At 45.7% G+C, this 26,346-nt stretch carries 24 protein-coding genes; 12 read left to right on the forward strand and 12 right to left on the reverse strand.

Annotated elements, in window-relative coordinates; translation table 11 throughout:
* The 5 genes from Q5873_RS06665 to citD form a co-directional block, all read right to left on the reverse strand.
* Window positions 1-699: SLC13 family permease (locus Q5873_RS06665; protein WP_303060004.1), on the reverse strand; the 699-nt coding region annotated here is incomplete at its 3' end.
* A gap of 13 nt (window positions 700-712) precedes the next feature.
* A complete protein-coding gene (gene citG, locus Q5873_RS06670; RefSeq protein WP_303060006.1) occupies window positions 713-1,567 on the reverse strand; it encodes a triphosphoribosyl-dephospho-CoA synthase CitG in 855 nt (284 codons plus the stop codon).
* Window positions 1,568-1,581: 14 nt separating this feature from the next.
* Window positions 1,582-3,141 (reverse strand): citrate lyase subunit alpha, encoded by a 1,560-nt coding sequence (gene citF / locus Q5873_RS06675; RefSeq protein WP_303060008.1) that lies wholly within the window; start codon window positions 3,139-3,141, stop codon window positions 1,582-1,584.
* Window positions 3,142-3,152: 11 nt separating this feature from the next.
* Window positions 3,153-4,064, reverse strand: a complete 912-nt coding sequence (locus tag Q5873_RS06680) for an aldolase/citrate lyase family protein (protein WP_205088379.1) — start codon at window positions 4,062-4,064, stop codon at window positions 3,153-3,155.
* The gene (gene citD / locus Q5873_RS06685) at window positions 4,061-4,363 is read right to left on the reverse strand and encodes a citrate lyase acyl carrier protein (protein ID WP_205088380.1); all 303 of its coding nucleotides are present in this window, start codon (window positions 4,361-4,363) and stop codon (window positions 4,061-4,063) included. The genes Q5873_RS06680 and citD overlap by 4 nt, the downstream gene beginning before the upstream one ends.
* 264 nt (window positions 4,364-4,627) lie before the next feature.
* Between citD and Q5873_RS06690 the strand changes: the two genes are divergently transcribed.
* From Q5873_RS06690 to citX, 3 genes are read left to right on the forward strand one after another with little or no spacing between them, the layout of a single operon-like run.
* Window positions 4,628-5,503: a LysR family transcriptional regulator gene (locus Q5873_RS06690; protein WP_205088381.1), complete on the forward strand. Its 876-nt coding sequence runs from the start codon at window positions 4,628-4,630 to the stop codon at window positions 5,501-5,503.
* Window positions 5,496-6,575 carry a [citrate (pro-3S)-lyase] ligase gene (locus tag Q5873_RS06695; protein ID WP_303060010.1) on the forward strand — a complete coding sequence of 360 codons (1,080 nt, stop codon included), beginning with the start codon at window positions 5,496-5,498 and terminating at the stop codon, window positions 6,573-6,575. Before Q5873_RS06690 ends, Q5873_RS06695 begins: the two co-directional genes overlap by 8 nt.
* Window positions 6,559-7,140: a citrate lyase holo-[acyl-carrier protein] synthase gene (gene citX / locus Q5873_RS06700; RefSeq protein WP_205088383.1), complete on the forward strand. Its 582-nt coding sequence runs from the start codon at window positions 6,559-6,561 to the stop codon at window positions 7,138-7,140. Before Q5873_RS06695 ends, citX begins: the two co-directional genes overlap by 17 nt.
* A gap of 117 nt (window positions 7,141-7,257) precedes the next feature.
* On the opposite strand, the gene Q5873_RS06705 is transcribed toward citX, so the two are convergent.
* Window positions 7,258-7,749: a QueT transporter family protein gene (locus Q5873_RS06705; RefSeq protein ID WP_303060012.1), complete on the reverse strand. Its 492-nt coding sequence runs from the start codon at window positions 7,747-7,749 to the stop codon at window positions 7,258-7,260.
* Window positions 7,750-7,902: 153 nt separating this feature from the next.
* Window positions 7,903-9,210: a phosphomethylpyrimidine synthase ThiC gene (gene thiC / locus Q5873_RS06710; protein WP_303060014.1), complete on the reverse strand. Its 1,308-nt coding sequence runs from the start codon at window positions 9,208-9,210 to the stop codon at window positions 7,903-7,905.
* Window positions 9,211-10,009: 799 nt separating this feature from the next.
* Between thiC and Q5873_RS06715 the strand changes: the two genes are divergently transcribed.
* The 8 genes from Q5873_RS06715 to Q5873_RS06750 all read left to right on the forward strand — a co-directional run bounded on the left by Q5873_RS06715 (window position 10,010) and on the right by Q5873_RS06750 (window position 20,244).
* Complete coding sequence (locus tag Q5873_RS06715) at window positions 10,010-12,295, forward strand: ribonucleoside-diphosphate reductase subunit alpha (protein ID WP_303060016.1); 2,286 nt, start codon at window positions 10,010-10,012, stop codon at window positions 12,293-12,295.
* Window positions 12,296-12,504: 209 nt separating this feature from the next.
* Window positions 12,505-13,533, forward strand: a complete 1,029-nt coding sequence (locus Q5873_RS06720; protein WP_028254407.1) for a ribonucleotide-diphosphate reductase subunit beta — start codon at window positions 12,505-12,507, stop codon at window positions 13,531-13,533.
* 337 nt (window positions 13,534-13,870) lie between these two features.
* On the forward strand, window positions 13,871-14,875 hold the full coding sequence (gene aroF / locus Q5873_RS06725; RefSeq protein WP_288190040.1) for a 3-deoxy-7-phosphoheptulonate synthase: 1,005 nt from the start codon (window positions 13,871-13,873) through the stop codon (window positions 14,873-14,875).
* Between the two features lie 9 nt (window positions 14,876-14,884).
* Complete coding sequence (gene aroB, locus Q5873_RS06730; protein WP_303060019.1) at window positions 14,885-16,042, forward strand: 3-dehydroquinate synthase; 1,158 nt, start codon at window positions 14,885-14,887, stop codon at window positions 16,040-16,042.
* Between the two features lie 198 nt (window positions 16,043-16,240).
* Window positions 16,241-17,494: a 3-phosphoshikimate 1-carboxyvinyltransferase gene (gene aroA, locus Q5873_RS06735; protein ID WP_303060020.1), complete on the forward strand. Its 1,254-nt coding sequence runs from the start codon at window positions 16,241-16,243 to the stop codon at window positions 17,492-17,494.
* Entirely contained in the window at window positions 17,484-18,578 is a 1,095-nt protein-coding gene (gene aroC, locus Q5873_RS06740) for a chorismate synthase (RefSeq protein ID WP_303060022.1), read from the forward strand. The genes aroA and aroC overlap by 11 nt, the downstream gene beginning before the upstream one ends.
* 3 nt (window positions 18,579-18,581) lie before the next feature.
* Window positions 18,582-19,838, forward strand: coding sequence for a shikimate kinase (locus tag Q5873_RS06745; RefSeq protein WP_303060024.1), 1,257 nt, complete (start codon window positions 18,582-18,584; stop codon window positions 19,836-19,838).
* A complete protein-coding gene (locus Q5873_RS06750; RefSeq protein ID WP_028254401.1) occupies window positions 19,810-20,244 on the forward strand; it encodes a type II 3-dehydroquinate dehydratase in 435 nt (144 codons plus the stop codon). Before Q5873_RS06745 ends, Q5873_RS06750 begins: the two co-directional genes overlap by 29 nt.
* Window positions 20,245-20,523: 279 nt before the next feature.
* Here the strand turns inward: Q5873_RS06750 and Q5873_RS06755 are convergent, their stop codons facing one another.
* The 4 genes from Q5873_RS06755 to Q5873_RS06770 form a co-directional block, all read right to left on the reverse strand.
* Entirely contained in the window at window positions 20,524-21,096 is a 573-nt protein-coding gene (locus Q5873_RS06755; RefSeq protein WP_303060027.1) for a TonB-dependent receptor, read from the reverse strand.
* A gap of 137 nt (window positions 21,097-21,233) precedes the next feature.
* A complete protein-coding gene (locus tag Q5873_RS06760) occupies window positions 21,234-21,893 on the reverse strand; it encodes a hypothetical protein (protein WP_303060028.1) in 660 nt (219 codons plus the stop codon).
* A gap of 13 nt (window positions 21,894-21,906) precedes the next feature.
* The gene (locus tag Q5873_RS06765) at window positions 21,907-22,557 is read right to left on the reverse strand and encodes a YajG family lipoprotein (protein ID WP_205088396.1); all 651 of its coding nucleotides are present in this window, start codon (window positions 22,555-22,557) and stop codon (window positions 21,907-21,909) included.
* 306 nt (window positions 22,558-22,863) lie between these two features.
* Window positions 22,864-24,594, reverse strand: coding sequence for a DUF262 domain-containing protein (locus Q5873_RS06770; RefSeq protein ID WP_303060030.1), 1,731 nt, complete (start codon window positions 24,592-24,594; stop codon window positions 22,864-22,866).
* Window positions 24,595-24,759: 165 nt separating this feature from the next.
* Here Q5873_RS06770 and Q5873_RS06775 point away from each other — a divergent pair, with 165 nt between their 5' ends.
* The gene (locus tag Q5873_RS06775) at window positions 24,760-24,966 is read left to right on the forward strand and encodes a hypothetical protein (protein WP_303060032.1); all 207 of its coding nucleotides are present in this window, start codon (window positions 24,760-24,762) and stop codon (window positions 24,964-24,966) included.
* Between the two features lie 168 nt (window positions 24,967-25,134).
* Here the strand turns inward: Q5873_RS06775 and Q5873_RS06780 are convergent, their stop codons facing one another.
* Complete coding sequence (locus Q5873_RS06780) at window positions 25,135-26,316, reverse strand: aminotransferase class III-fold pyridoxal phosphate-dependent enzyme (RefSeq protein WP_303060099.1); 1,182 nt, start codon at window positions 26,314-26,316, stop codon at window positions 25,135-25,137.
* Window positions 26,317-26,346: the final 30 nt, after the last annotated feature.

A 26,346-nucleotide genomic window follows, 5' to 3' on the forward strand; every position in this document is an offset into this window, starting at 1 on the left:
TTGATTACAAGGGAAAGCGGCATTTCTTACCCACAGGGATGCCAGAAGAGCCCTAATTTTTTGGTTTTTGTTAAATGTAATTCTCCGTTTTTCCTGTACTAACGCCTTCAATGTATATCCTTTGTAGAAAATATATAATGAAATAACGCCAACTAGATTAATTATAGTCCCTTTTATAAATAAATCTGCTTCCATCCCCGCTATCCCTTGTTCGGTTAAAATTTCCTGTACAATGATACCTGTTAACGCTAAGGGAGATAAAGTACCACCTACAGCACCTAGAGTAGCTAAGCCGCCCATTAAGACCGGTGATATATCTAATTGCTTGGCCAATGTGACACCGATAATAATAGCTATGGGAAGAACCGGGATTGCTCCAGGACCGACAGCACTAAGAATAAAAGCTAACAGGTACACAACAAAAGGTAATAGAAATAAATGCTTGCCTATAGACTGAACCGTGAAATCAGAAATTACTTCCAACGTTTTATTTTTCTGAAGCAAGCTAAAAAATAACATCGATCCTAACAAAGTAACAAATAATTTAGTCGGAAAGCCCCCATATACTTGCTTACTAGGAATACCAGCTATCTCTGCCAACACCAATGACATACCCACAGCGATTACGCCCACATTAATTCTACGCCATATTCCCAGTACTATAGAGCCGATTAGTATAAATAATGATACGCTTGCCATAAAAGATTCCCCTTTATCCTGCCGTTACTTCGTACAAAAAATGGGTAACTGCCAATAAATCCGCCGATCCTCCTGGGCTGATACGCCGACGGCTATACTTTGCATCCAAATCAGCAATAGCCTGAAGTCCTTCATCCGTCAACGCACCACCTAAGGCCATGATGTGCCGAGCATCCGCTTGCACGTCTCGCAATTGTTGGGGATTATGACGATGTACAATCGTAGTATCCTCCGTAACCGTCATGAGTGCCAGCAATGTATGTAGGAGCACCACATCATCATTAACGGCTGCCTTCTTTGCTGCTTTATACGCCGGTAAACCCGTATAGAGAACAGCCGGTAAGCCATCCTCTACTTCACCGCGAATGCCACGGATGCCGTATTGCTTAAACAATCGTTGCCCGGCGGTCATCGCTCCCTCATCAATCTGCATGGCTTCTAATTCTTCTGCTACCAAATTTCTGCACATCTCTTTTACATATGCGAGAATCTTTTTTGCTGTAATAGCTTCCTCATAACCATGCACTTGATGATAGACCGCACCTGTAGCAGCACATAAAATCCCCATAACAAACAGTAGTCCTTTTTGTGTATTGACACCATCAGTTGCAACAAACATATCTGTTTCTGCTTGACGGCCAATAGGACGTATGCGCCTCAATAAAGTAGAGGGACTATCCTCATGCATATAACCACAAGCCGCACATGAGTACATAGCCGGGCCCAAGGCTGCAGTACTCCGCATAAAGGTGAATATATCCATATCAGTATGGGCCCCGCTATTATAACGATCTACAAGACCTGGTGCCGGCGCACACACCGCTTCCATCAACATGGCCTCTACCGCTTTACTTCCAATATATCGCACGCAATCGTCATTTCTCATAGACGTACCGGTTTAATCTTTTTAACTACATCCAGTACGCTACCATCTCTTGCTTCAACAATAGCGATAACTTGATCCTCCCATTCTAATGCATCCGGCCGCCCTACCATGCTATAGGCTTTTTCTTTCAATGCTTCAATTGATACATGCGGTATACCGGCTGTATCAAGACACTCTATAATATCAGGACGCAACGGATTTACCGCAACACCGTAATCAGTAACTAATACATCCACACAGTCCCCCGGCGTCGTAACGGTAACGACCTTTTCACAAACGGTGGCCATACGCCCACGCATTAAAGGTGTGACGATAATACAACACTTGCTACCTGCCGCCGTATCAGGATGTCCCCCGGGCGCGCCGCGTAATACACCATCGGATCCAGTAATTACATTCACGTTAAAATCTGTATCGATTTCTAAGGCTGACAAGACAACATAATCAAGTTTATTAACATATGCCCCTTTATTAGAAGGATTGGCGTATTCATCTGTGGAAATTTCTATGTGCACATCGGGATGAGCCGCCAAATGAGCAATCGCTCCTTTATCAAAATCCTGGGTATCTAAGATTTTTCGCACTAAGCCCTTATCCTGCAACTGACACATAGCACTGCTAATACCGCCGAGGGCAAAACCCATCTGAATATTTTCTCGACGCATATGTGCTTCCAAGAATCGATTAACAGCTAAGGACGGACCGCCTACTCCAGTTTGAAATGAAAATCCATCCTTAAAATAAGGGGTAGCTGCAATAATATCCGCCACACGTTCAGCCATCATCAGTTCTCGCGGATTTTCAGTCATGCGCGCCTCCGCTGTGGCAATCTTAGCCGGGTTTCCCACCTCATCAACTACAACTACACAATCTACATCAATAGATGAAATTGTAGAAGGCATATTAGGAAACTCTACTAATGTATCAGTAACAATAACAACATGATCTGCATACCGAGCATCCGGTACAGCAAAACCGATGGACCCACAATTATTTTTACCGCCAATCCCCGATGCATTACCATAATCATCGGAAGAGGAAGCCGCCAGAAAAGCAATGTCGATATGTACTTCACCGGCAGAAATCGCCCGTGGTCGACCGCCATGGCTACGAATAATAGCCGGTGTTTTTAATTTTCCCTCTGAAATAACCTCGCCGATGCGCCCGCGAACGCCGGAAGTCTGCACGCCCGTCACAATGCCCTGCTCAATATAATCTGCAATCGCATCTTGTGCACTTCCCAGTGAAGTGGCAGCAATCGTAATATCCTTAATTCCCAACTCCTCTACCAAGGTTCGTACCGCAAGGTTAGCCACATAGTCACCATTTCTAAAATCGGAATGGAAGGAAATCGTCATTCCATCATGGGCACCACAACGAAGACAAGCCTCTTTTAGGGAAGCTACCAATTTACTAGCCCGTGGTTTTTCACAGATTCGTGTACGCGGCGCTAGTCGCTGAACATAGGTTCCATCATGGGTATACTTACCTTCATATATACGTCGTCCTTCTTTTAATACCTGTTCCGGTATATCTCTGCCTACTGCGTTCTTCATCTCTTTGCCTCCTATAAATCGCCATGATACACGCCGCACGCTTTCGCTAATTCAATAACCCGTCGTGCATCTTCAAAAAATGGAATGTCTACCATCTTCCCGTCAACCGTATATACGCCTACACCGGCATCGGCCTGTTCATTAAAGGAGCGCACTAATTTCTCTGCGTAAGCAATCTCCTTCTCAGTAGGTGCAAAGGTTTCGTGGACAAAGCGAATTTGTTTGGGGCTAATAATACTTTTACCATCAAAACCCATTTCGCGATTCTGTCGCACTTCTGATTCAAAGCCTTCCTTATCGTCCAAATGTGGAAACATTGTATCAAAGCATTGCACACCTGCTGCTCTAGCAGCTAATAGCATCTGACTACGGGCTGCTAACATTTCAATACCACCACGATTAATTTGTACATGCATAGACTTTCTAAAGTCACCGCCCGAAATTGCACAACCAAACATGCGATCCGATGCAGTAACAATTTCATAGGCGTTCATAATACCTTTCGGACTTTCTAAGGCTGCCATCAATAATGTTCGCCCTTCAGTCACACCAAACTCACGTTCCGCACGCAATACATGCTCTTCTACCAGCTTTACATCATCAGCACTTTCACACTTAGCTATACGGATACCATCAGCGCCACCGGCTACAACCACTCGAATATCCTCTTGCCAATGCGCCGTATCTAAACCATTAATACGGACAATCACTTCCGTATTACCATAATCAATCGTTTTCAATGCATGGTATAAAGAAAATCGAGCCGAGTCTTTCTGATTTTCTGCTACCGCATCCTCCAGATCCAAAATAATACTATCCGATCCATAAATATATGCATCACGAATCAAAGAAGGTTTTTGCGCATTCATAAACATCATCGTACGGCGCAATCGTACTTTTTTCGGTGTCGGTCTTTGAATCATCGTATCATCCCTCCCCAAGGAATATTTTTCTCTGACATATCACAGCTGCGAAAAACGGCACATTCTACACGAGCTTGAATGGTCCAATCCAATGCGCCCTTATCAACTACGATAATATGGCCATTGGTAACAGCCAAGCGCTGCAACGTTTCTTCAACCGTCTTCTTTATCTGACGACCATATTGATTCATAACACTGCTTTCTACATCAATCGTAAGGCCTTCTTCAAGTGGCAGTACCTGCACCTGCACATCACTAGACTCCAATGTACCAGCTACAGCCGGATGTTTGATTTCCATACTCGTTCCTCCTTATCCTACATAACTCAGCAATTAGTCAGACAAACTACCAATACATAGGCAAAGCATTTCTATATTTGCATATCTATTATGCATAATCTATCTTCCTCTTCATTTAACCATTCCACCTCATCCTTGTAAAATTCACAGTTTTCTTAGAAAACCATTCCATTTCTTCATTAAAGTTAATCTTCTATAATTCTCAAAAGACATGTAAAATAATGCTATATTCTACTATGACATATAGTATCAACGGAGGTTTCTATGGATGATCGCGATTACGAGATAATTATGCTGTTGGCTGAAACAAAAAATATTACCCACGCTGCCCAGCGCCTGTACATGTCACAGTCCACCTTATCCAAGCGCATTAAACTAATGGAAAAAGAATTAGGTCAAACCATTATGCTGCGATCTCGTCAAGGAGTTCACTTTACTCCAGCCGGAGAAATACTCATAACCCACGCCAAGAGTATCACTCAGCATATACGAACCTTAAAGCAAGAATTGGCCTTAGACAATGGCACCGTACACGGTACACTACGATTAGGAGTTTCTATCAATTTTGCCCATTTCTTTTTAGCCCGCACCTTACAAGCACTAAAGATACACTATCCTCGTATCACCCCTCATATAAAAACCAATCAAAGTCGCTATATATATCATGCCTTATGGCATCACCAGATTGATGCAGCCATCGTGCGCGGTGAATTTGCCGACTGGTCGGGACAACGTCTGCATTTATTTTCTGAGAAAATTTGCCTCATTTACAGTGAAAAAAAGGATATTGATTTCCGCAGTGCTCCCTATATCAGTCGTCAGACAGATTTACATATGGAAAACTCCGTCTTGCAATGGCTCCGCGAAAACAACTTATCCATCAATACCCTAAATACAGGTATTACCGTCGATGGAATTCAAACTGTCGTATCCATGGTCGAAGCCGGGTTAGGGTGGGCTATTGTTCCCGAAATTTGTTTATCTCATTTTAAGGGCTCCGTCATGCCCTTAAACTTTACTAATGGTCAGCCGCTAATACGTAATACATACCTTCTTTACACGATGGACATGCTTGCCCTTCCGCAGCTCCATGCCTTCGTTCAATTTTTAACTCATCACAAAGGAGACTTATATGTCTGATTACACTTTGACACGAATCTATCCCTCTCATACACAGGCAATGAATCAAGTAACTCGCTTATTAGCCGCTGAAGGATTACAAATAGATGCTCACCTTGATTACACCGCCGGCCTATACGACGGTGATACACTCATTGCTACAGGAAGTTTTTTTCGAAATACCCTGCGCTGCTTTGCTATCAACTCCAACTACCAAGGTCAAGCCTTACTTAATACTTTGGTTAGCCATTTAATAGAAGAGCAATTTCGTCGCGGCTATAGTCATGTATTCGTATATACCAAATTATCAAGTGCTCCCTATTTCAAGGCACTCGGCTTTCATGAGGTGGCTCAGGGCGGTACGCTCGTTAGCCTGTTAGAAAATCATCCCCATGCCTTTACCTCCTATGTGCAAGGACTATTGCAAGATACCGAGGCCGCCCTTTCCCAATGGCCTATTTCCAACATTACCAATCCCTTGCACGTTGCCATTGTCATGAACGCTAATCCCTTTACCTACGGCCATCTTCATCTAGTAGAAACCGCAGCGGTCCATGCCGATGTACTTCATCTATTTATAGTCAGTGAAGATGCCAGCTTTTTCCCCACCTTCGTACGAAAGCAATTGGTCATCGAAGGTACTCGTCATATAAAGAATATTGTCTACCACGATTGCGGACCTTATTTAATCAGTAGCACCGTATTTCCGTCCTACTTTCAAAAAAGCGAAAATGCTACTATCACGAGTCAAGCGCTGTTGGATACTGCTATTTTTAGCCGTATTGCTCACTCGCTAGCTATTACACATCGTTATGTAGGTGATGAGCCTTTCAGTCAGGTAACCGCAATATACAATTCCATTATGGAAAAACAACTTACAGCTTCAGGGATTACCTTGCACACAGTGCCTCGTCTTACGGACGAATCGGGTCACCCCATCAGTGCCTCCGCTGTACGTCAAGCACTATCTACCGATAATTCGTCAACCGTACATTCCATGGTACCGCCTACTACGTATCGTTTTTTACAAAGTCCCCAGGCGCAACCTATCCTATCTGCCCTAAAAGGAGTCGAAGATGTTACACACTACTAATCCAGAAAAACACCTTACCGTACCATCTATCATGTCTGTCTTTGATGATGGATATCCCGTCTCGTTAGCTGCCATGCTCGATCGTCGCGAAACACGAGTTAGGCAACAAGAAGCGTGGCGGCAACATTATAAAAGCGCACTACTTAGCTTTACGCTCAACATCCCTGGTCCAATAAAAACGAGTTCCATGATACACTGGGCATTTCAAGAAGGCTACCGACTTATCCGGCAAACGCTACTTCATTTGAGTTCCACCGCTATAATTGATGAAGAAGCCATCCATCTTCCCACCGGTAACGAATATCTTTGTGCCTTCCACGGCGAACCATCATCAATAAAAAAAAGGATGATGTCTATTGAAGAACATCATCCTCTCGGTCGCCTCTTTGATATAGATATCCTCTTGCCCTCTGGGGAAAAACTATCACGCCCTCGCTATCGTCGGTGCTTTCTCTGCCATGAACAGGCCCAAGTATGTACACGAAGCCGTGCTCATACACTCGATGAATTACAAACCGCTATTTCTCATCTCATCATGATTAGCTACTATGCTAGCGCAAAGTAATAAACAAAAAAGAAAACCTTCCCCATGTCACTCTATACACAGGGAAGGTTTTCTGATTTTTCATGCTTGCATGCATTTCTACATTTCTTACTCTCTTATTTTTACTTCGCCTTTATCTTATTGTTTATCCATCACATAGTCACGCACAATATGATTACTCATAAGTAATTTCATAATGCCTACGCCGATGACCGTCACCGCAATCAGCTCACCGATGCCGATATACAGCATGGTCAACAGTAATTCGCTGTCAAAGGGAATTTCTCCCAAATACGCCAACTCCAAGCCGATAATAATTCCGTTGGAAATCACCGGCATCAGCGAAGCTTGCCAAACAGTACGGCAATAGCGCATCGCATATAAAGCGATACAGGTGGCCAGCGTGCCAATGATCATATCCGTAAGACCAAAGGGACTTCCTATATTGGCGATAAAGCAGCCAATCACCAAGCCCGGAATATAGCGCGGATTATAAAACGCCGCCAATGTTAAAAATTCCGAAATGCGCACCTGAATCGGCCCATAACTAAGCGGTGCCAGTCCCAATGTCAACGCCGCATACAGCGCTGCCATACAGGCATTCATAATCATTGTTCTCGTATTCCACATACAAAAACCTCCTCTTGATTTTTATTTTTAGGAAGTGGGTGCCAAGATAAACACTTCCTGCGTCGGTCCATTGTAACATAGGTAAGGTAGCCTAGCAACCGAAACTTCTGCTTTTTCGTGCCGAATTGCGTACCGAGATACGCCTCTCACCCCTTACTCATCAAACACGGTAATATCCTCACCGTCCAAAATACGATTGATGTTTTTCACGGCGCAGAAGTTACCGCACATACTGCAAGTATCTTCCTTTTCCGGCTTGGAGCTTTCCCGATAGCGATGCGCCTTCTCCGAATCGATGGCTAACTCAAACTGTGCCGGCCAATCGAGGACGCGCCGTGCTTCCCCCATCTTGTAGTCCCATTCGATAGCGCCGGGAATTCCCTTGGCAATATCCGCCGCATGGGCTGCTATCTTCGTAGCCACAACGCCTTCCTTTACATCCTCCAGGTTGGGCAAACGCAAATGCTCCGCCGGCGTTACGTAGCACAGAAACGCTGCGCCGGATGCCGCCGCCAATGCCCCGCCGATGGCGGACGTAATATGATCGTAACCGGGCGCAATATCCGTTACGATAGGTCCCAACACATAGAACGGCGCCCCGTGACATAATGTCTTTTGAATTTCCATATTCGCCGCTACCTGATTAAGCGGTAAATGACCGGGACCTTCGATCATGACCTGTACGTTCTTATCCCATGCGCGCTTCGTCAATTCGCCAAGCGTAATCAGCTCTTCGATTTGCGCCGCATCCGTACCATCCTGTAAGGATCCCGGACGGCAAGCATCGCCGAGGCTCAAGGTTACATCATGGGCCGCGCAAATATCCAGCAGCTCATCAAAATATTCATAAAACGGATTTTCTCGGCCGGTCATCTCCATCCACGCAAACATAATCGATCCTCCGCGGGATACAATATTCATTTGCCGCTTATTCTTCTTGAATCGTTCCGCCGTAGCTCGATTGATACCGCAGTGAACAGTCATAAAATCCACGCCGTCTTCCGCATGCATGCGCACTACATCCAGCCACTCTTCGGCAGTAATGTCCTTCAGCGCCTTATGGTAATATACCACCGCATCATAAATGGGCACGGTCCCGATCATAGCCGGACACTTCGCCGTTAAATGGCGACGGAACACCTTCGTATCACCGAAGGAGCTAAGATCCATAATCGCCTCTGCCCCCATATCTACAGCCGTCTGCACCTTTTGGTATTCCATATCAAGATCCGTAAGATCCCGCGATGTGCCAAGGTTAACATTGATCTTTGTCCGCAGCATCGAGCCGATGCCTTCCGGACTGAGCGCACGGTGATGCACATTGCAAGGAATGATTACCTTGCCCTCCGCTATAAGGCGACGAAGTGTCTCCGGTTCCATATGTTCCTTTTCGGCAACCACTTTCATTTGCGGCGTAATAAGGCCTCTGCGCGCTGCGTCCATTTGTGTAGTAAATTTCATAGTGAGTCTCCTCCTGTAACAAACGACTACGCACCACTTCACCGGAAGTGATGCAACAAAAAAGAGAGGCCCTGATGAAGGGGACCTCCCAAAAATGTCTGTCCGTTTGCTTCCTACGTTGGCATTACCCACATCAGGTTACGGGTCGAAGCGCTAGCTTCCTCTCAGCCGACTCCATTGTCAGCTCCCCGGATTTTTAGTTCGCTTTCAGTATAAAAGTAAATATTTTTTCTGTCAACAAGACTATGCTGCCATCTATTGCAATCCACCAAGTATAAAAAGTTCGTCCTGTACAAACCCACCCCACTTTTAACTAAATTAATACCTCGTTTTGATAGACTGTTGAAGACAAAATAATCTCTACCGGCAACGCTATACAAAGTATACAAAATCCTATACAACATCATGGGGGTGACAACTTTCTATATCTATCCGTCATACGCATCGATGCCGGTATACGACTGTATTTCCTTGTCAAGTCACTACGCCCTTACAGATTTCTCATAGAAATGCCACCGAACTTGCATAAGGCTATGCCAATTTTGCGGTTGTCTAATCACGATATTGATAGTATAATTTACGTTGTCTTTTTCACTATATTGTGGATGGATATAACTTTATATAAAACAACCTACTATATATTGATTTTAAATTTAGCCGTATAATTGCGATACGCACCGCCGTTACGGGCTTCTTTGGTCAATGCGTAGGTTATGTATTTGTGTATATATCATCATGTAGTACCCTCGCTTCGGCAGGGGTATTTTGTTGTCTAACAAGTAAGGAGGATCTACCGGCAATGGGAATAATGATTAAAAAACGTGACGGACATTACGAGCCGTTATCCGTCGAAAAAACTAAAAAGATGATTGCCTTCGCTTGCCTGGGGTTGGAAGAAACCTGTGACCCTATCGAGCTGGAAATGGATAGTAAGCTGCAGTTTGTAGACGGCATGAGTACGAAGGAAATTCAAAAAATCCTCGTGCAAACCGCTATCGAAAAGGTCATCCAAAAAACCGACGACGGTTTCGGCAACATGGTCAATCGCATGAATCAGGATTGGCAGTTCGTCGCCGCTCGTCTGTTCCTGTTTGACCTATACAAGGAAGCCGCTATTAATCGCAAATATAAAGCCTTCGGTTACGGCAACTTTACCGCGCTTGTACAAACCTTGGTAGAGAATGGTCGTTATGCAGACTTCTTCCTTACCGAGTACACACCGGAAGAATTGGAAGAGCTCGGCGATTACATCAAGCCGAAGCGCGACTATCTGTTCAACTACGAAGGCATCAAGCTGTTGGCCGACCGCTATTTGGTAAAAGGCTATGACAAAGAAATTTACGAATTGCCGCAGGAACGCTTCATGGCCATCGCCATGCATTTAGCACTGATTGAAGGCGATCGCAAGGTCGAGTTTGCCAAAAAATTCTACGATCTCATGAGCCAGTTAAAAATGACCACCGCTACGCCGACCTTGGCCAATGCAGGTACGCCGTTCCATCAGCTGAGCAGCTGCTTCATTTCCGGCGTTGATGACAACCTGTGGTCCATTTACGATGTAAACTGCAAATTTTCGCAGGTGTCCAAACACGGCGGTGCTCTTGGAATTTATCTGGGCAAGGTGCGTGCGCTGAACAGCGACATCCGCGGCTATAAAAATTCCTCCGGCGGCGTTATTCCTTGGGTTCGCCTTTACAACGATACGGCCGTTGCCGTTGATCAGTTGGGCAAACGCAAAGGCGGCGCTACGGTAACGCTTGATATTTGGCATAAAGACTTTTACGAATTTGTTGAGCTTCGCACCAATAACGGTGACGATCGCCGTAAAGCCCACGATATTTTCCCGGCCATTTCCATTCCGGATATTTTCATGGAGCGCTTGCTCGCCCGCGAACATTTCACTCTGTTCGACCCGCATGAAGTAGAACGGGTAATGGGATTTGCCTTGGAAGACTTCTACGACTCTGACGACAAAAAAGAATTTACCAAGCACTATCTCATGTGCGAACAGAGTCCGGACCTGCACGGCATTGAAGTAGCCGCTTTGGACATGATGAAGAAAATTATGCGCAGTGCCGTAGAAACGGGAACGCCTTTTATTTTCTTCCGCGATACCGTAAACCGCATGAATCCGAACAAGCATGCCGGCATGATTTACGCCTCCAACCTGTGCCACGAAATTGCACAGAACGTAGGCTTCTCCAAGCAGGGCGGCGAAACCATTCATCCGGACGGTTCCATTACGACCACCACAATTACCGGCGACATGGTTACCTGTAACTTGAACTCCATCAATCTCGGCAAGATTACCGATGAAGAGTTGGAAGAAAACACTCGCCTCCAAATTCGCATGTTGGACAATGTTATTTCCATCAACCAGTTCCCGGTATCGGAAGCCCGCGTTACCAGTGAAAAATATCGCGCCATCGGTCTCGGCACCAGCGGGTACCATCACTACTTGGTGCGTCACAACCTGACTTGGGAAAGCGATGCCCATATCGAAGCAGCGGACAAGCTCTTCGAAGATATTGCGTACTACGCCATCAAGGCATCCATGGATCTGGCCAAGGAAAAGGGTTCCTACCCGGCCTTTGAAGGATCCGAATGGCAAACCGGTAAATACTTTGAACGCCGCGGTTATACCTCGCCCCGTTGGCAACAGCTAAAGGCGGATGTCGCCAAGTACGGTATGCGCAACGGCTATCTCATGGCCATCGCCCCTACAGGTAGCACGTCTAATATTGCCAATACCACCGCCGGTATCGATCCGATTTTCAAAAAATTCTTCATCGAAGAAAAGAAGGGCAGCTTCACACCGAAGACCGCACCGGATCTTGATAACAGCACCTTCTGGCTTTACAAGGAAGCGCACACCATTGATCAGCAGTGGAGCATCAAGGCCTGCGCCGCCCGCCAGCGTCACATTGATCAGGCGCAATCCTTCAATTTGTATATTACACCGCAGATGAAGGCCAAAGAAATTCTCGACCTCTATGTAGAGGCCTATAAGCAAGGCGTTAAGACGATTTACTACATTCGCAACCAGTCCCTTGAAATGGATGAATGCACCAGCTGCTCGTCTTGATGACACCGGTCGCCCTCACGCATCCGCTTGCGAGTACTGCACACAGTAACCGGTCCTCCGGAGGATGCCGAGCACAGTGACTACTCCTTTTGATAGCACTAGGCGCGGTGCCCAAGCTATATTATAATAAAAGTAACCGTATGTACGGGCAGTGTTTCACTGCCCGTCTGTTTATCTGATACCCATTACCTAGAAGGAGGTTCTTCCTAATGGATAAAAAATTAATATTCAACGAACACGGCGATCGTGGTACGGAAAGCATGATCGGCGGCAATACTACTAACCTGCGCGAATGGAACCGCATCAAATACGATTGGGCCAATACATTGTATCGCACCATGCTCAACAACTTCTGGATTCCCGAAGAAATTTCTTTAAACGAAGACGTTAAGCAGTTTCCTTATTTGACGGACAGTGAACGCCGCGCCTTCGATAAAATTATTTCCTTCTTAAACTTCCTCGACTCCATTCAAAGCGAAAATCTGCCGAACCTGAGTCGCTACGTAACGGCAGCCGAAGTAGCTTCGCTGCTCAACATCCAAGCGTTCCAAGAAGAAATTCATGCCCAAAGCTATTCGTACATTCTCGACACCGTAACCAATCCGATCACCCGCGATCAGATTTACGACGAATGGCGCACGGATGAACACTTATTGAATCGAAACCGCTTTATCGCCGACATCTATCAGCGGTTCAGCGATGATCCGTCGGAACATAATTTCATTCGCACCATTATGGCCAATTATATTTTGGAAGGCATTTACTTCTATTCTGGATTCAGCTTCTTCTACACCTTAGCCCGCCAAGGCAAGATGACGGCTACCAGTACGATTTTCAAATACATTAACCGCGACGAAGTAACGCATCTCATTTTGTTCCAGAACATCATCAAGGAACTGCGCACAGAACGGCCGGAATTATTTACGCCGGAGCTGGAAGACGAATTAGTCGACATGCTGCGCCAAGGTACGGAGCATGAAATCGCATGGGGTCAGTACATTACGGATGATAAGATTTTGGGCATCAACAATGTCCTTATCGAACGCTACATTAAATACCTGGCTAACCTGCGTCTCGATGCGATCGGCCTCAAGCCGCTCTACCCGGACATCAAGGAAAATCCTATGGCTTGGATTGAAAGCTTCTCCAATCTGAACAGCACCAAGACGGACTTCTTTGAAGCGAAGGTAACCAATTATACCAAAGCAGCCGCCTTCGACTTTGACGACTTGGAATAAGCATTGGTTTGAAAAATTTTTTGTTTTTCTAAAAAATACACTTGCTTTTTATATGCGTATGGCGTTACAATATTGCCAACACTTAAGCAAAAGGAGCGTGAATACGATGCATAACCGAGTAATGAGCAGCCCATACTTTTTTTGGTATTACTTCTTTACCAACTCTATTGGTAAGGATTGTTTGGGCTGCGCTAAAACTTCGGTTAAGTAATCCAACGCGCTTATAAAGCCAAAAGGCTACCCGTACATCCTTACGGGTAGCCTTTTTATTTTGCTGTAGCGTGTAACTATATTGTGTAGAATAGTAGAATGGTACATTGTTTTGGAGGTCATAACCATGATTGTAACAGTAAAACAAAACGCAAGAGAAGAAGAGATTCAGAGTTTAATTTTATGGCTGGAGTCGTTCGGCCTGCAGGTGCGTACATGGATTGGGGAAAAATATACCCTTATCGGTTTAATCGGTGATACCTCCTCTCTCGACGGCCGACTCATCGAGTCTATGCCGGTAGTAGAAAAAATTACGCGCATTCAGGAACCGTACAAAAATGCAACGCGTCGCCTTCATCCGGAAGATACCGTAGTCGATGTAAGCGGTGTTAAAATCGGCGGTGGTCACTTCGCTATGATTGCCGGCCCGTGCTCCGTAGAATCCCGCGAACAGATTATCGATATTGCCAAACAAGTAAAAGCATCCGGTGCTACCATCCTTCGCGGCGGTGCGTTCAAACCTCGTTCCTCCCCGTACTCCTTCCAGGGCATGGGTGCCGACGGCATTGAATTATTGTTGGAAGCAAAAAAAGAAACGGGACTGCCCATCGTATCGGAAATTATGGACATTTCCCAGTTGCCTCTATTCGAAGACGTAGATATGCTGCAAATCGGCGCGCGCAATATGCAAAACTTCACCTTGCTCAAAGAAGTGGGCAAATTGGATAAACCGGTCCTCTTAAAACGCGGTCTCAGTGCCACCTACGAAGAGTGGTTGATGGCAGCGGAATACATTATGAGCGAAGGCAACCATCAGGTAGTGCTTTGCGAACGCGGCATTCGTACCTTCGAAACGAAAACACGCAATACCCTGGATGTCACCGCCATTCCTATGATGCACGAGCTGACGCATTTACCGGTAATCATCGACCCCAGTCATGCCGCCGGCATGAGCCGCATGGTACATCCCTTATCCTTGGCAGCTACCGGTGCCGGTGCAGACGGCTTGATCATTGAAGTACACAACAATCCGGCCAAAGCATTATGCGACGGACCGCAAGCCTTGACACCGGATGCCTTTGATGAAGTCACTCGCGATGTAACAGCTTTGCGCAATGCGCTTCGCCGCTAGGAGGCTCTCATGAAATCTTCACTGCATCACCCAACGAACGAATCGGTCACAGCGACGCACACTATCGGCACGGAAGCACCGGCGCTTCACAGTGACACGCGGCGCATTGTGGTTCACACCGAGCCGACCTATACCGTTCACATTGAACACGGTCTGTTAGCCACCGTCGGTCATCATATGCGTGCGTTGTCCGTAACCGGTCATCCCGTCATCATTACCGACACCCACGTGGGACCTTTATATGCGGATACCCTCGTAAGCAGCTTACAAGCCGCCGATTATGAGCCCTTGGTATATACCTTGCCGGCGGGGGAAGAATCTAAAAGTCCGGAGCAGCTACTACACATACTCAACTTTTTAGCCGATCACTGCATAACACGTCGCGATGTTCTCATTGCCCTCGGCGGTGGAGTTGTCGGTGACATTACCGGCTTTGCCGCTGCCACTTACATGCGCGGTATTGCGTATGTACAGATTCCGACGTCGCTATTGGCTATGGTCGATTCCTCCGTAGGCGGTAAAACAGCGGTTAATTTACTGGCCGGTAAAAATTTGTGGGGTGCCTTTAAACAGCCTCGTGCCGTATTTTGTGATCCCGATGTGCTTCACACCTTACCCAGAGAAGAATTCATCGGTGGCTGCGGTGAAGTTGTGAAATATACCTTCCTGGATAATCCGGCCTTACTGGGCTTGCTCACTAAGGAACCGTTAACACCACAAAGCTCACATCTGACCGATGTCATCGCCCAATGCGTTGCCGCCAAGGCACGCATTGTAGCGGCGGACGAAACGGAACAAGGGCAGCGCCAATTATTAAATCTCGGTCACACCTTGGCGCACGGCTTAGAAAAATACAGTCATTACACGATGCCTCACGGCTACGCCGTTGCCATCGGGATCGCCTTGATGGCTCATTTGGGATTCACCCATTACGGTCTGCCTGCCGAAGAATATCGGCGGCTCATCGAATTGCTCCGCGCTCATCATCTACCGGTGACAACCGAGGTACCGCTGGACTATGTATTGGAAGCTGCCCGTCACGACAAAAAAAGTCACGGTCTTGATGTGACCATTATCGTACCTACATCACACGGTCACAGTGAACGCATCACCATACCGCATGCAACCTTGGCCGAACAATTAACGGCATCCTTAGCCGATGTTTGATTACTATACCATTAAGCAACACATAGTATTTTTAACATTGGATGAATCTATAATCGGATCAGCCTGCCGTTGATGTATACATCGTACCCTTACTATTCAATTAGTAGGTACACATGTAATTGAATTGGCATGTAGGTATATAGTATATAATTGATTACTATATATTACGTTATTATACATTACTAAAGGAGATGAACTATGCGCACCATTACGGCTGCTATTCCCGGCGGCACAATCAAGGCCATCCCTGCGAAGGCTCATGCGCACCGCGCTCTTATGGCGGCCGCGCTGGCAGACTCCGCTTCTCATATACGATTTCATCGCTCGTCTCGCGACATCGATGCTACCATTGATTCCCTGTGCGGCTTAGGCGCTACCATCGAACGAACCGAAGACGGTGTTCGTGTGCATCCTATTACAACGCCGGCTTCACCGGGGCAAGTACGTCCCCATGAATCGGGTACCACCTTACGTCTGTTACTTCCCGTAGCCGCTGCTTTATGCCGCACCACCGAAGTCGACGCGAAAGGTCGTTTGCCGCAGCGTCCGTTAGAGCCCTTACTGGGACAGATGAAAGCACACGGCGTTACCTTTTCCAACGATGCGCCTCCCTTCACCATGGCCGGACTCCTTTCGGGAGGTACCTTCTCCATGGCCGGCAACATTAGCAGCCAATTCTTCTCCGGCTTGCTTCTCGCTGCTCCGCTGCTGGGGGAAACTACCGTCATCAGTGAAGGTCCCTTGCAGTCGCGCGATTACGTGCGCCTAACCATTCGCGTCCTTCAGGATTTCGGCGTCACCGTCAACGTAACCGGCGATACCTTTCATATTCCCGAAGGCAGTCACTACCATGGTGTAAAGGACTATGCCATCGAAGGAGATTGGTCGAACGGAGCCATTTGGCTCGTAGCTACGGCACTGACCGGGCAAACCATTACGGTAACCGGCCTTACTGCCGATTCCGTACAAGCCGATCGCCGCAGTGCCACCATTATCGAAAAAGCCGGCACCACTTTGACCTATACGGATGGAGGCCTTACCGCCACCGGTAAAGCTACCCTGCCGCTTAACGTAGATTTAGAGCAATGTCCGGATTTGCTTCCCATCTTGTCCATCTTAGCTTGCGGCATCGAAGGACAAAGCCGCTTCTACAATGGCGCCCGTTTACGTCTCAAGGAATCCGATCGTCTGGCAGCCATGGCGGAGATGATTACTTCCCTCGGCGGCAGTGCCCACATCGACGGCGATACGCTGTATGTAAACGGCACCGGCCGACTTACGGGGGGCCGCGCCCATTGCTATAATGACCATCGCCTCGTCATGGCCGGCACGTTGGCGGCCCTCATCAGTGACAATCCCGTCACCCTCAGCGACAGCGAAGCCATTACTAAATCGTATCCGCAATTCTTTGATGATTGGCAAGCGTTAGGAGGTAACAGCTATGAGCTCTGATTTCGGTACTCACATTCACATATCCACTTTCGGTACATCCCACGGTACCGCTATCGGTGCCGTCGTTGACGGACTTCCCTGCGGACACACCATTGATCTGGAAGAACTGCGCCGCTTTATGAAGCGCCGTGCTCCCGGTCAAAGCTTAGTCACCACACAGCGCAAGGAAGCAGACGAGCCGGTGTTCCTATCCGGCATCGTAGACGGTATGCTCAGCGGATCGCCGCTGGCCTTTTATATTGCCAATACCAATCAGCGATCGGCGGATTACAATAATTTGCGCGATGTACCGCGCCCATCGCATGCCGATTATACGGCGCGCATGCGTTACGGCGATAGTGTAGACATGCGCGGCGGCGGTCACTTCTCCGGTCGTCTTACGGCACCACTATGTTGTGCCGGCGGTATTGCCTTACAGCTTCTCGCCAAGGAAGGTATTCGCGTAGGTGCGCATCTGCGTCGCCTGGGCACCGTTAACGATGACGAAGTAAGCTACACCGCTCCCGATATGGACGCTCTTCACAAGGCCGGCTTTGAAACCGTTGCCATGCTATCCCCTACGGCTCGCCTGAATGCGATCAATTTATTGGATCGCCTACGGAACGACTCCGATTCCACCGGCGGGATCATTGAAGTCTTTGCCACCGGCATTCCCTCCGGTCTTGGCAATCCTAACTTTGACGGCATTGAAAATCGTATGAGCCGTGCCATCTTCGGTGTTCCCGGCGTAAAAGGCGTTGCTTTCGGCACCGGTTTTGATGCCTGTGATCATCTGGGCAGTGAAGAAAACGATCCCTTCGTATTGGAAAACGGCATCGTAAAGACCATAACCAATCACTGCGGTGGTATCCAAGGCGGCATTACCAACGGCATGCCTATCGTCTTGCGCGTAGGTATGAAACCGACTGCTTCCATTTCCAAACCACAGCCCAGCTTCTCCTTTGAAAAGCAGGAAAATACATCCCTCTTAATTAAAGGTCGTCACGATCCGTGCATTGCCGTGCGCGCTGTTCCCGTTGTGGAAGCCGTCGTGGCCCTCGTTCTGTTAGACTTTTTAGTAGAAATAAAAAAGGAGCTGCGTTAACCAATGAGTCATACACCGGCCTTCGGACTGCTGGGACGAACCTTGGGGCATAGCTATTCTCCCGAGATTCACGCGGCCCTGGGCAATCCCGTTTACACCTTATTTGAAAAAGAACCGCATCAGCTGGAAAGCTTCTTAGCCGATCCCGAGCTGCGCGGCATTAATATCACCATTCCTTACAAGCAAGATGTCATGCCCTATTGTACCCGTCTATCCGATACGGCAAAAAAAATAGGCTGCGTAAACACCATGGTCCGCCGCCCTGACGGTTGGTTCGGGCATAACACCGACTATAACGGCTTTGTATTTTTATTAAAGAACGCCGGCATTGACGTAGCCGGCAAGGATGTTCTTATCCTCGGCGACGGCGCAACATCCGGTACAATCCACACAGTAGTAACCGATTTAGGGGCCGCTCATACCACACATGTATCACGCCATAACGCCCCGTTCTATGAGGACATTGCCGACTTTTACGATACTGCGCAAATCATCATCAACGCCACCCCGGTAGGCATGTATCCTAAATCACCGCGCCGTCTCGTAGACATTCGCCCCTTTAAACACTTGGAAGGTGTAGCCGATGTCATTTATAATCCGTATCGCACGCAGCTTCTCATTGATGCCGAAGAGATGGGCATTCCCTACAGCGACGGATTGCCTATGCTCGTTGCTCAAGGCGTGTACGCCGCAGAATTATTTATGAATACGCAGTTTCCCATCGAACGCATTCGCGAAATGATTACCGCCATGCGCTCGGCACAGGAAAATATTATTCTCATCGGCATGCCCGGCGTGGGCAAGACAACTATCGGCGAAGCCTTAGCCAAAGAGACCGGTCGTCCTTTACTCGACTGCGACGCCATCTTTGAAGAACGCTACGAACATCCGTCACAATACATCAAGAATCACGGCGAGCCCGCCTTTCGCAAGAAGGAAACAGAAATTCTAAATGATGTGTGCAAAGAAACCGGCGCTATCATCGCCACCGGCGGCGGCGTTATCACCCGTCCCGAAAACTATGCGTTGCTTCGCCAAAACGGACGCATCTATTGGATTCAGCGACCATTGGAATCACTGGACACGGCGGATCGTATTCTCTCCACCGGCGGTATCGGCCGACTTCGTGAACTGGCTCGCGTGCGCTATCCTTTATACGAAGCCTTTTCGCAAGCCCAATGCGACTGCACCGACGCCATGGCCACCGTGCGCTTCATCAAGGAGGAGTTTTATGAACATTTTAATCATCAACGGGCCTAATATCAATCTGTTAGGACTTCGCGAACCACAGCTGTACGGCAGCACCTCCTACCCGGCCCTCTTGGAGCGCATCAAAGCCCATGCGAATCATTGCGGCGTAACCGTTACTTGTCAGCAAAGCAATCATGAAGGGGATTTAGTCGATTATATCCAAGCCGCCTATGGCGTATACGATGGCATCGTCATCAATCCCGCCGCCTATACGCATACATCGGTAGCCTTGCTGGATGCACTAAAAGCTGTCGGCATCCCCACCGTGGAGGTGCATATCACCAACCCGTTGGAACGCGAAGACTTCCGACACATATCCTATGTAGGCTACTATGCGGAAAAAACCATCCGCGGTCACGGCTTGGATGGTTACATCGAAGCCATGGATTACCTCATTGAACGATACGGGGGATGAGGTAAGGGTTTCGATATGTATATACTACTTTTGCCTTACTGAAAAACCGCTATAACATTAGATAACTCTAGTGTTATAGCGGTTTTATATTTTTATTCCGAGATATTAACAAATAACTAAAACGAATCTGTTTTCTATCCTGAACAACTATGCACAGGGATTAATTTTTGGTCAGTATTTGGTTAGTTTTAGTCTGTGTTTGGTCAGTAGTTTGGTCAGTTTTTAGTTAGTTTAGTCAGTTGTTTGGTTAGTTTTTAGTTAGTTTGGTCAGTTATTTACTTACCATAAATCACCGGTTACATCTGTATTATCTATGCTAATCTCAGTTATCCGGTTATTGTCGTTGTAACCAAAGGTAATACCTGTGCGATTACCTGAAGGATGATCTAGAGAACCGTATATCCAGGCTTGTTTTTCTTTAATAATGAAATCCGGCGTTCCGTATACCTCATACACTTTTTCGAGAGAATCACCTACGGCAATACCCCTGGCAGTTGTAGCATCCCTATTGGTTAGCACTATGTTGGCAACTGTTGCGTTATTCCCTCGACCAATTAGACCAAAAGCAATCCCACCATACCTGATTATTGCAGACAGGCCATGCTTTTGATTTTCCCAACTGGTCGGCTTCCCCAGACTTTTTATCACCGCAGATACCGGGGTGCCAATATTGACACCAATAACATTCATATCCGCCGCACTCGGCGCTGTACCGAACGATTTCCCATAATCGGCATGAGTGAGTGTATACTTAGGACCACTCGGTAACGCAGCATCAGCAACTGTTGTCGCTCCAATAAATCCGACCAATCCCATAACACCAAATAACGAAACCATCCATTTAAATCTCACTTTATGTCCCCCTCTCTCCCTAGGAGCTATCTGCTATGATCTATACAATGTTCCCTTGTTTAATTAATTGCTAGAGAATATTGAACCTTAACTTACATCATAAACACCTAGAAAGCACACCGTTATAATCATCCTACTTATTTTTTATAATCGCCTTGCACAACTAAATCACCGGCATCGGTAAATACGTAGTCCGTAATATCCCATTTCTTCGTATCCACATATTTCTTTTGGAAGTAATCCTTAATGTGCTGCTGCATTTCTTCCTTGAACTTCGTCAAGTCTCCGTTTTCTACGGGAGCCATTGTCTGATTACCAGAAATTAGATTACCTGTCTTACTGTCTAACGTAAATTCAGTACCTTCGTCCGTATATAGCTTGCCATCCCGTTCCGTCATCTTGACCGCTTCCATATCCGTAGGAAGATGTTTAAATTCAAAATCTATTTCTACCTTTGGCATTACACCTGCCGCGTTAGGCTTCTCCGGAATCATAGACAACCAATAGAAAAAGCGATCACCTTTGGCATATTCTTCTTCGTTCAACAATTTAATATCTTTCTTCACATATTTATATTGTCTGAACGTAGATTCATAGGTATGCTCACTTTTCTTTGTCATAGTAATGACATACAACATATCCGAATCATACTTATAGTCGATATTCTTCTCATTCGGTTGCATCACATACGCCCATGTACCTTCAAAGTTAGTGGACGACAAGGAGCCACAACCACCGAGTACCAACGCACACAGCATGAGCACCATAGCAATGACTACACTTATGTATTTTCTCATCTATAACTCCCCCTTATGCAGCCGCTTGTCTGCGACGGTACCATACAAAACCACCGGCTACTACAACGATAGCCAAAACACCGCCGATGATCATCCCCCACGAACCGGATTTCTTAAATTGGAATTTAATCGGCGTACCTTGTGCGAACACAATAGTATCATCGCTCTTCACCATGCCCTTGCCTACGCTTTCTTTAATGATGGTACCCGGTACGGTAATCGTCGTCGTTCCCGATGCTTGTCCCAAATTAAACATGTACACATCCGGATCGTCGCCATACGGATAAATTACATTAATCGCTTTGTCTCCATTGCTGCGTCCGAAAGCAATCTTACTAATCGAGGCCAATTCGTCTTTGTTGGCAAACTTCGTTTCCAACTTCCAACTTTGTGAACGCATTCCCGGTGTATCCCCGCTGATTTCTTTACCCGTTGCATCTACCGGCACCAGCTTAATTTTTGTCACATCAATGGATTGTGTGCCTTCCTTTTTATCCGCCACTGCACTTAAAATATCGTCTTTACTGATCGGTGCCGGTGCTTGAATGGTAGCTTGCCAACTGCCACCAAAATCGGAATCCACCTTAATCTCCGATGTCACCTGCGCACAACCGGCTACCAGCAGCGCCATAACAAATACACACAATAGCATGAGTCGTTTCATAACATCCTCCCCTTACATAAAACAAGATTCTATACCAAATAGTATATTTAATTATGCCTTTAGTGTATCATTAGATATCGAGTAGTTCAACCTCAATAAAAATTATCAGCAATGACACTATGTATCTATATCTGTAGTTTCTTATATTATAGTAAGTTTCTTCTTATATATCTGGGTAGATAAAAATTATATTGATGGGAGGGTTATGCATCGCGATAACAAAAATAGAGAAAAGAAAGAGAGCAGTGATGAAAATTTTCATTACTGCTCCCTTATCACAACTATTTAATTACGATGCAAATTTTTCTATTTTCTAGGCCAGGCTTTAATGGCCAGTTCAGCAAATAAGTTTTGCCTATCTTGAATATCCCGTTCCGTCCACTGTTTTCGTTCTTTCCCACGGCTGTCTTTCCATATAGTCTCATTTAAATCAATTTTGGAAGTTTTATATAACTCTACTTTTTCTTTAAAAAGATTGTTAGACGCCTCTTTATTAATTTTACCGCTGAGCAAGGTTAGGTTTCCTAAGCGCCAAAGATACTCCGAATGAATTTCATCATCTATCTTCCACTTACTATTATTATCCGGCATGATATGTTCAAGATGTACCTTATTATTATCTTTTGTGACTTCCATCTCACCCGTTTCATTCATTTCATAATTAAGTTTTCTTAGAATATACCGGTTAATTGTTCTATTCTGACTACACCATTCCTTAAAGGCTGTTTTAAACTCTTCATCAGTTACTATTTCCTTTTCTATAGCCTTACATACTTCCTCTACTGTAGTAATCTCACCTCTATAAATTCTCAGCGCCGTTTCTCCCATAAATCTTTCTGTGTTATTAGCCGTTCTTTTACATATAGTTGCATTACGAAATACATAGTTTTCTATGGTGTTCGCTACTTTACTTATATCTTTTTCTGTGTACTTCAATCCATCTTCTTTTTTATTTGTCTGATACATAGCTAATATAAGAGGCGTAAATGTTTTAGCATTTAGAATAGATAAGTTCTCCAAATGTTGAATCAATGTATCATCCTCTATAACAGATGCAGATGTCGGAAATATTAAATCATGATAAATCGCTGCATAACCAGCGAGATTCTTTAATAATTCCTTGGCTTCTTCTACCGTTTTTGTATTGCTCACTATTTTTCGGTATAAGGTATTCATACGCGTTAATTCATTGCTGGAGTTCCAAAAATGTCGAATATAGGTAGTTAAATCAATCTTATCCAAATCATTTGTCATAGTATTCCAGAGTTCTTGATAGCTTACTATAGAGTCTTTGTCTGCCTTACTAAATATATAATTTTTCAACAGATCCGATGTCTCCAACTCTTTCCCCCGAGCATTAAGAGTTTCAAAAATAACAAATGCTTCATCTAATTCTGTTGCTTCCATATACATGATTTCAAATCTTTTTGTAAACGCTTCAAAATAGTTATTGAGACATTTAAACTTTTCCTCTATGCTCGACTTCCCATCAACTTTTAATTTAAGATATGCCAAGAATTTACTAAATGCTTTTCTCATTCTTGCTTGGGATCTCTTTTTTGCTTTCTCACTCCCCGGACTGTCCTTTTTAAATATTTCTTCAACAAAAAACTTATTGTCACCCTCACCTAATATCAACCGTATGGGTTCTTCTTCATCAGAATCGTCACCATATGCTCCAATAATACCTTCTATTTTATATGACTTTTTAATTCCTTTTTCCCTATATGAAAGGGCTTCAGAATTATTTGAAAATTCTTTTTTGTAAAGTATAGACAAGGCTCTTAAAAAAATGACAGACGTAATGGTACGTTGTTGCCCATCAATAATATATTTTTTATTCGCTCCTTGATCATCATGCACTACTATCTGTCCAAAAAAATGTTTCTGATTGCTGTCTAATATGCTTTCCATATCTGAAAGAAAATCAGTTAACTCGTCATCTTCCCAAGAATATTCTCTTTGATAGTTGGGAATATAATAAGTTTTATTAAGAAAATCTTCCATCTCTTTCTTAGCAACATTTACTATACTCATTTTGAAACTCCTCCGTCGATCCCTAAAGACATCTATTATACTTTTATTAGATCATAAATTTAAATTTCATACAAGATCTTATGTCTCCCCCCTCTTGCTATCCCCTTGCCTTTGATCTACAATGAACTATACTTACTTATTTAATTTTTCAAAAAGGATTCTACTATGAACACATTACAACCGCTCGAACAAAAATTATTACAACGCATTTCCACTTCTGATAGTGAGGGAATTATTTTTATTTCTTTAGATGATATAGAGCTCACTCAAGTGCCCGTCAAAATTAGAGACATCTCCATTGTCTATTGGGATCTTATTCCTAAAACAATTACGGACAAACAAATAGCTGCTGTCTATTGGCAACGTCAATAAAGCCTTCTTGCATCACACTAGCAAGAAGGCTTTATTTTAAAATTCATATAACTAACTCATACAACCGTATCTTCTATTACGATTAATGACTATCTCTTCTATCACGGCATAAACGACAATCAATGTCCCTAACTGCTCGACCCTTATGTCACCTATCGCAGTTGATGACTAAGCCATCTCGCCGATGACTTCTTTCAAAATCCCCACGGCTTTTTTTAGTGTATCCCGGGGAATATTCAGCGCCGGCAGTAACCGCACTTTATTTTTGGCTGTCAGCACCACTACACCACGGTTCAGACATTCTTTTGCTATTGCTTTTGCATCGGCTGTGGTTTCAATCCCCACCATCAAACCCATACCAGAAATGCTGAGCACACCGGATGCTCCGGTTAATGCTTCGCGAATGTACTGGCCCTTTGCTTTCACTTCGCTTAATAAGGCATCATCGATACGGTCGATAACCGAAATGGCTCCGGCTGCACAAATCGGGTTGCCCCCAAAGGTAGAGCCGTGACTGCCCGCATCAAGCACGCCTTCGGTCTTGTCGTTAAACATGGTGGCGCCCATGGGAAGTCCGCCGGCAAGGCCCTTCGCGGTTGACACGATGGCCGGTGCAATGCCAAATTGCATGTAGCTGTAAAGAGTGCCTGTCCGTCCGTTCCCGGTTTGCACTTCATCTACCACCACCAAGATGTCATGTGCCGCCGCATAGTCTGCCACCTGTTTCACATACCCGGCGTCCAAAGGCATAACGCCGCCTTCGCCTTGAATCATTTCCATCATAATAGCGCATATAGATGAATCCGAATCCACCAATTGTTTAAAGGCATCGAAGTCATTGGCCGGTACATGTGCAAATCCTTTGGTGAAGGGATGGAAGTGCTGATGGAACACGTCCTGTCCCGTAGCTGCCAAGGTGGTAATGGTTCGTCCGTGGAAGCTGTTCACCAAGGTAACTACCGTCGTCCGTTCGTCGCCGTATCTATCGGCAGAATATTTTCGCGCTGCCTTAATGGCGCATTCGTTAGCTTCCGCACCGGAGTTGGAGAAGAACACTTTCTTCATGCCCGTCTTTTGACACAGCTTTTCTGCCAAGGTTGCCTGTGGCAATGTATGATACAAATTCGATACGTGATTCAGCCTCTTCACCTGATGAATGACGGCTTGTTGCCATAGGGCATCACCACTGCCGAACGCAGTCACGCCGATGCCGGATCCCAAATCGATGTATTCCTTTCCCGTCGTATCGTATAGGAGCACGCCGTCACCTTTTTCAAAGCACACATCAAAGCGTCCGTACGTGTGAGCAATGTAGGTTGTATCCAGTTCTTTATAGGATGGTACACTCATAGGGGAAGGCGCTTCGTCCGCTCCGCCCAT

The sequence above is a fragment of the Veillonella magna genome, assembly GCF_959600285.1.
Lineage (GTDB): Bacteria > Bacillota > Negativicutes > Veillonellales > Veillonellaceae > Veillonella_A > Veillonella_A magna.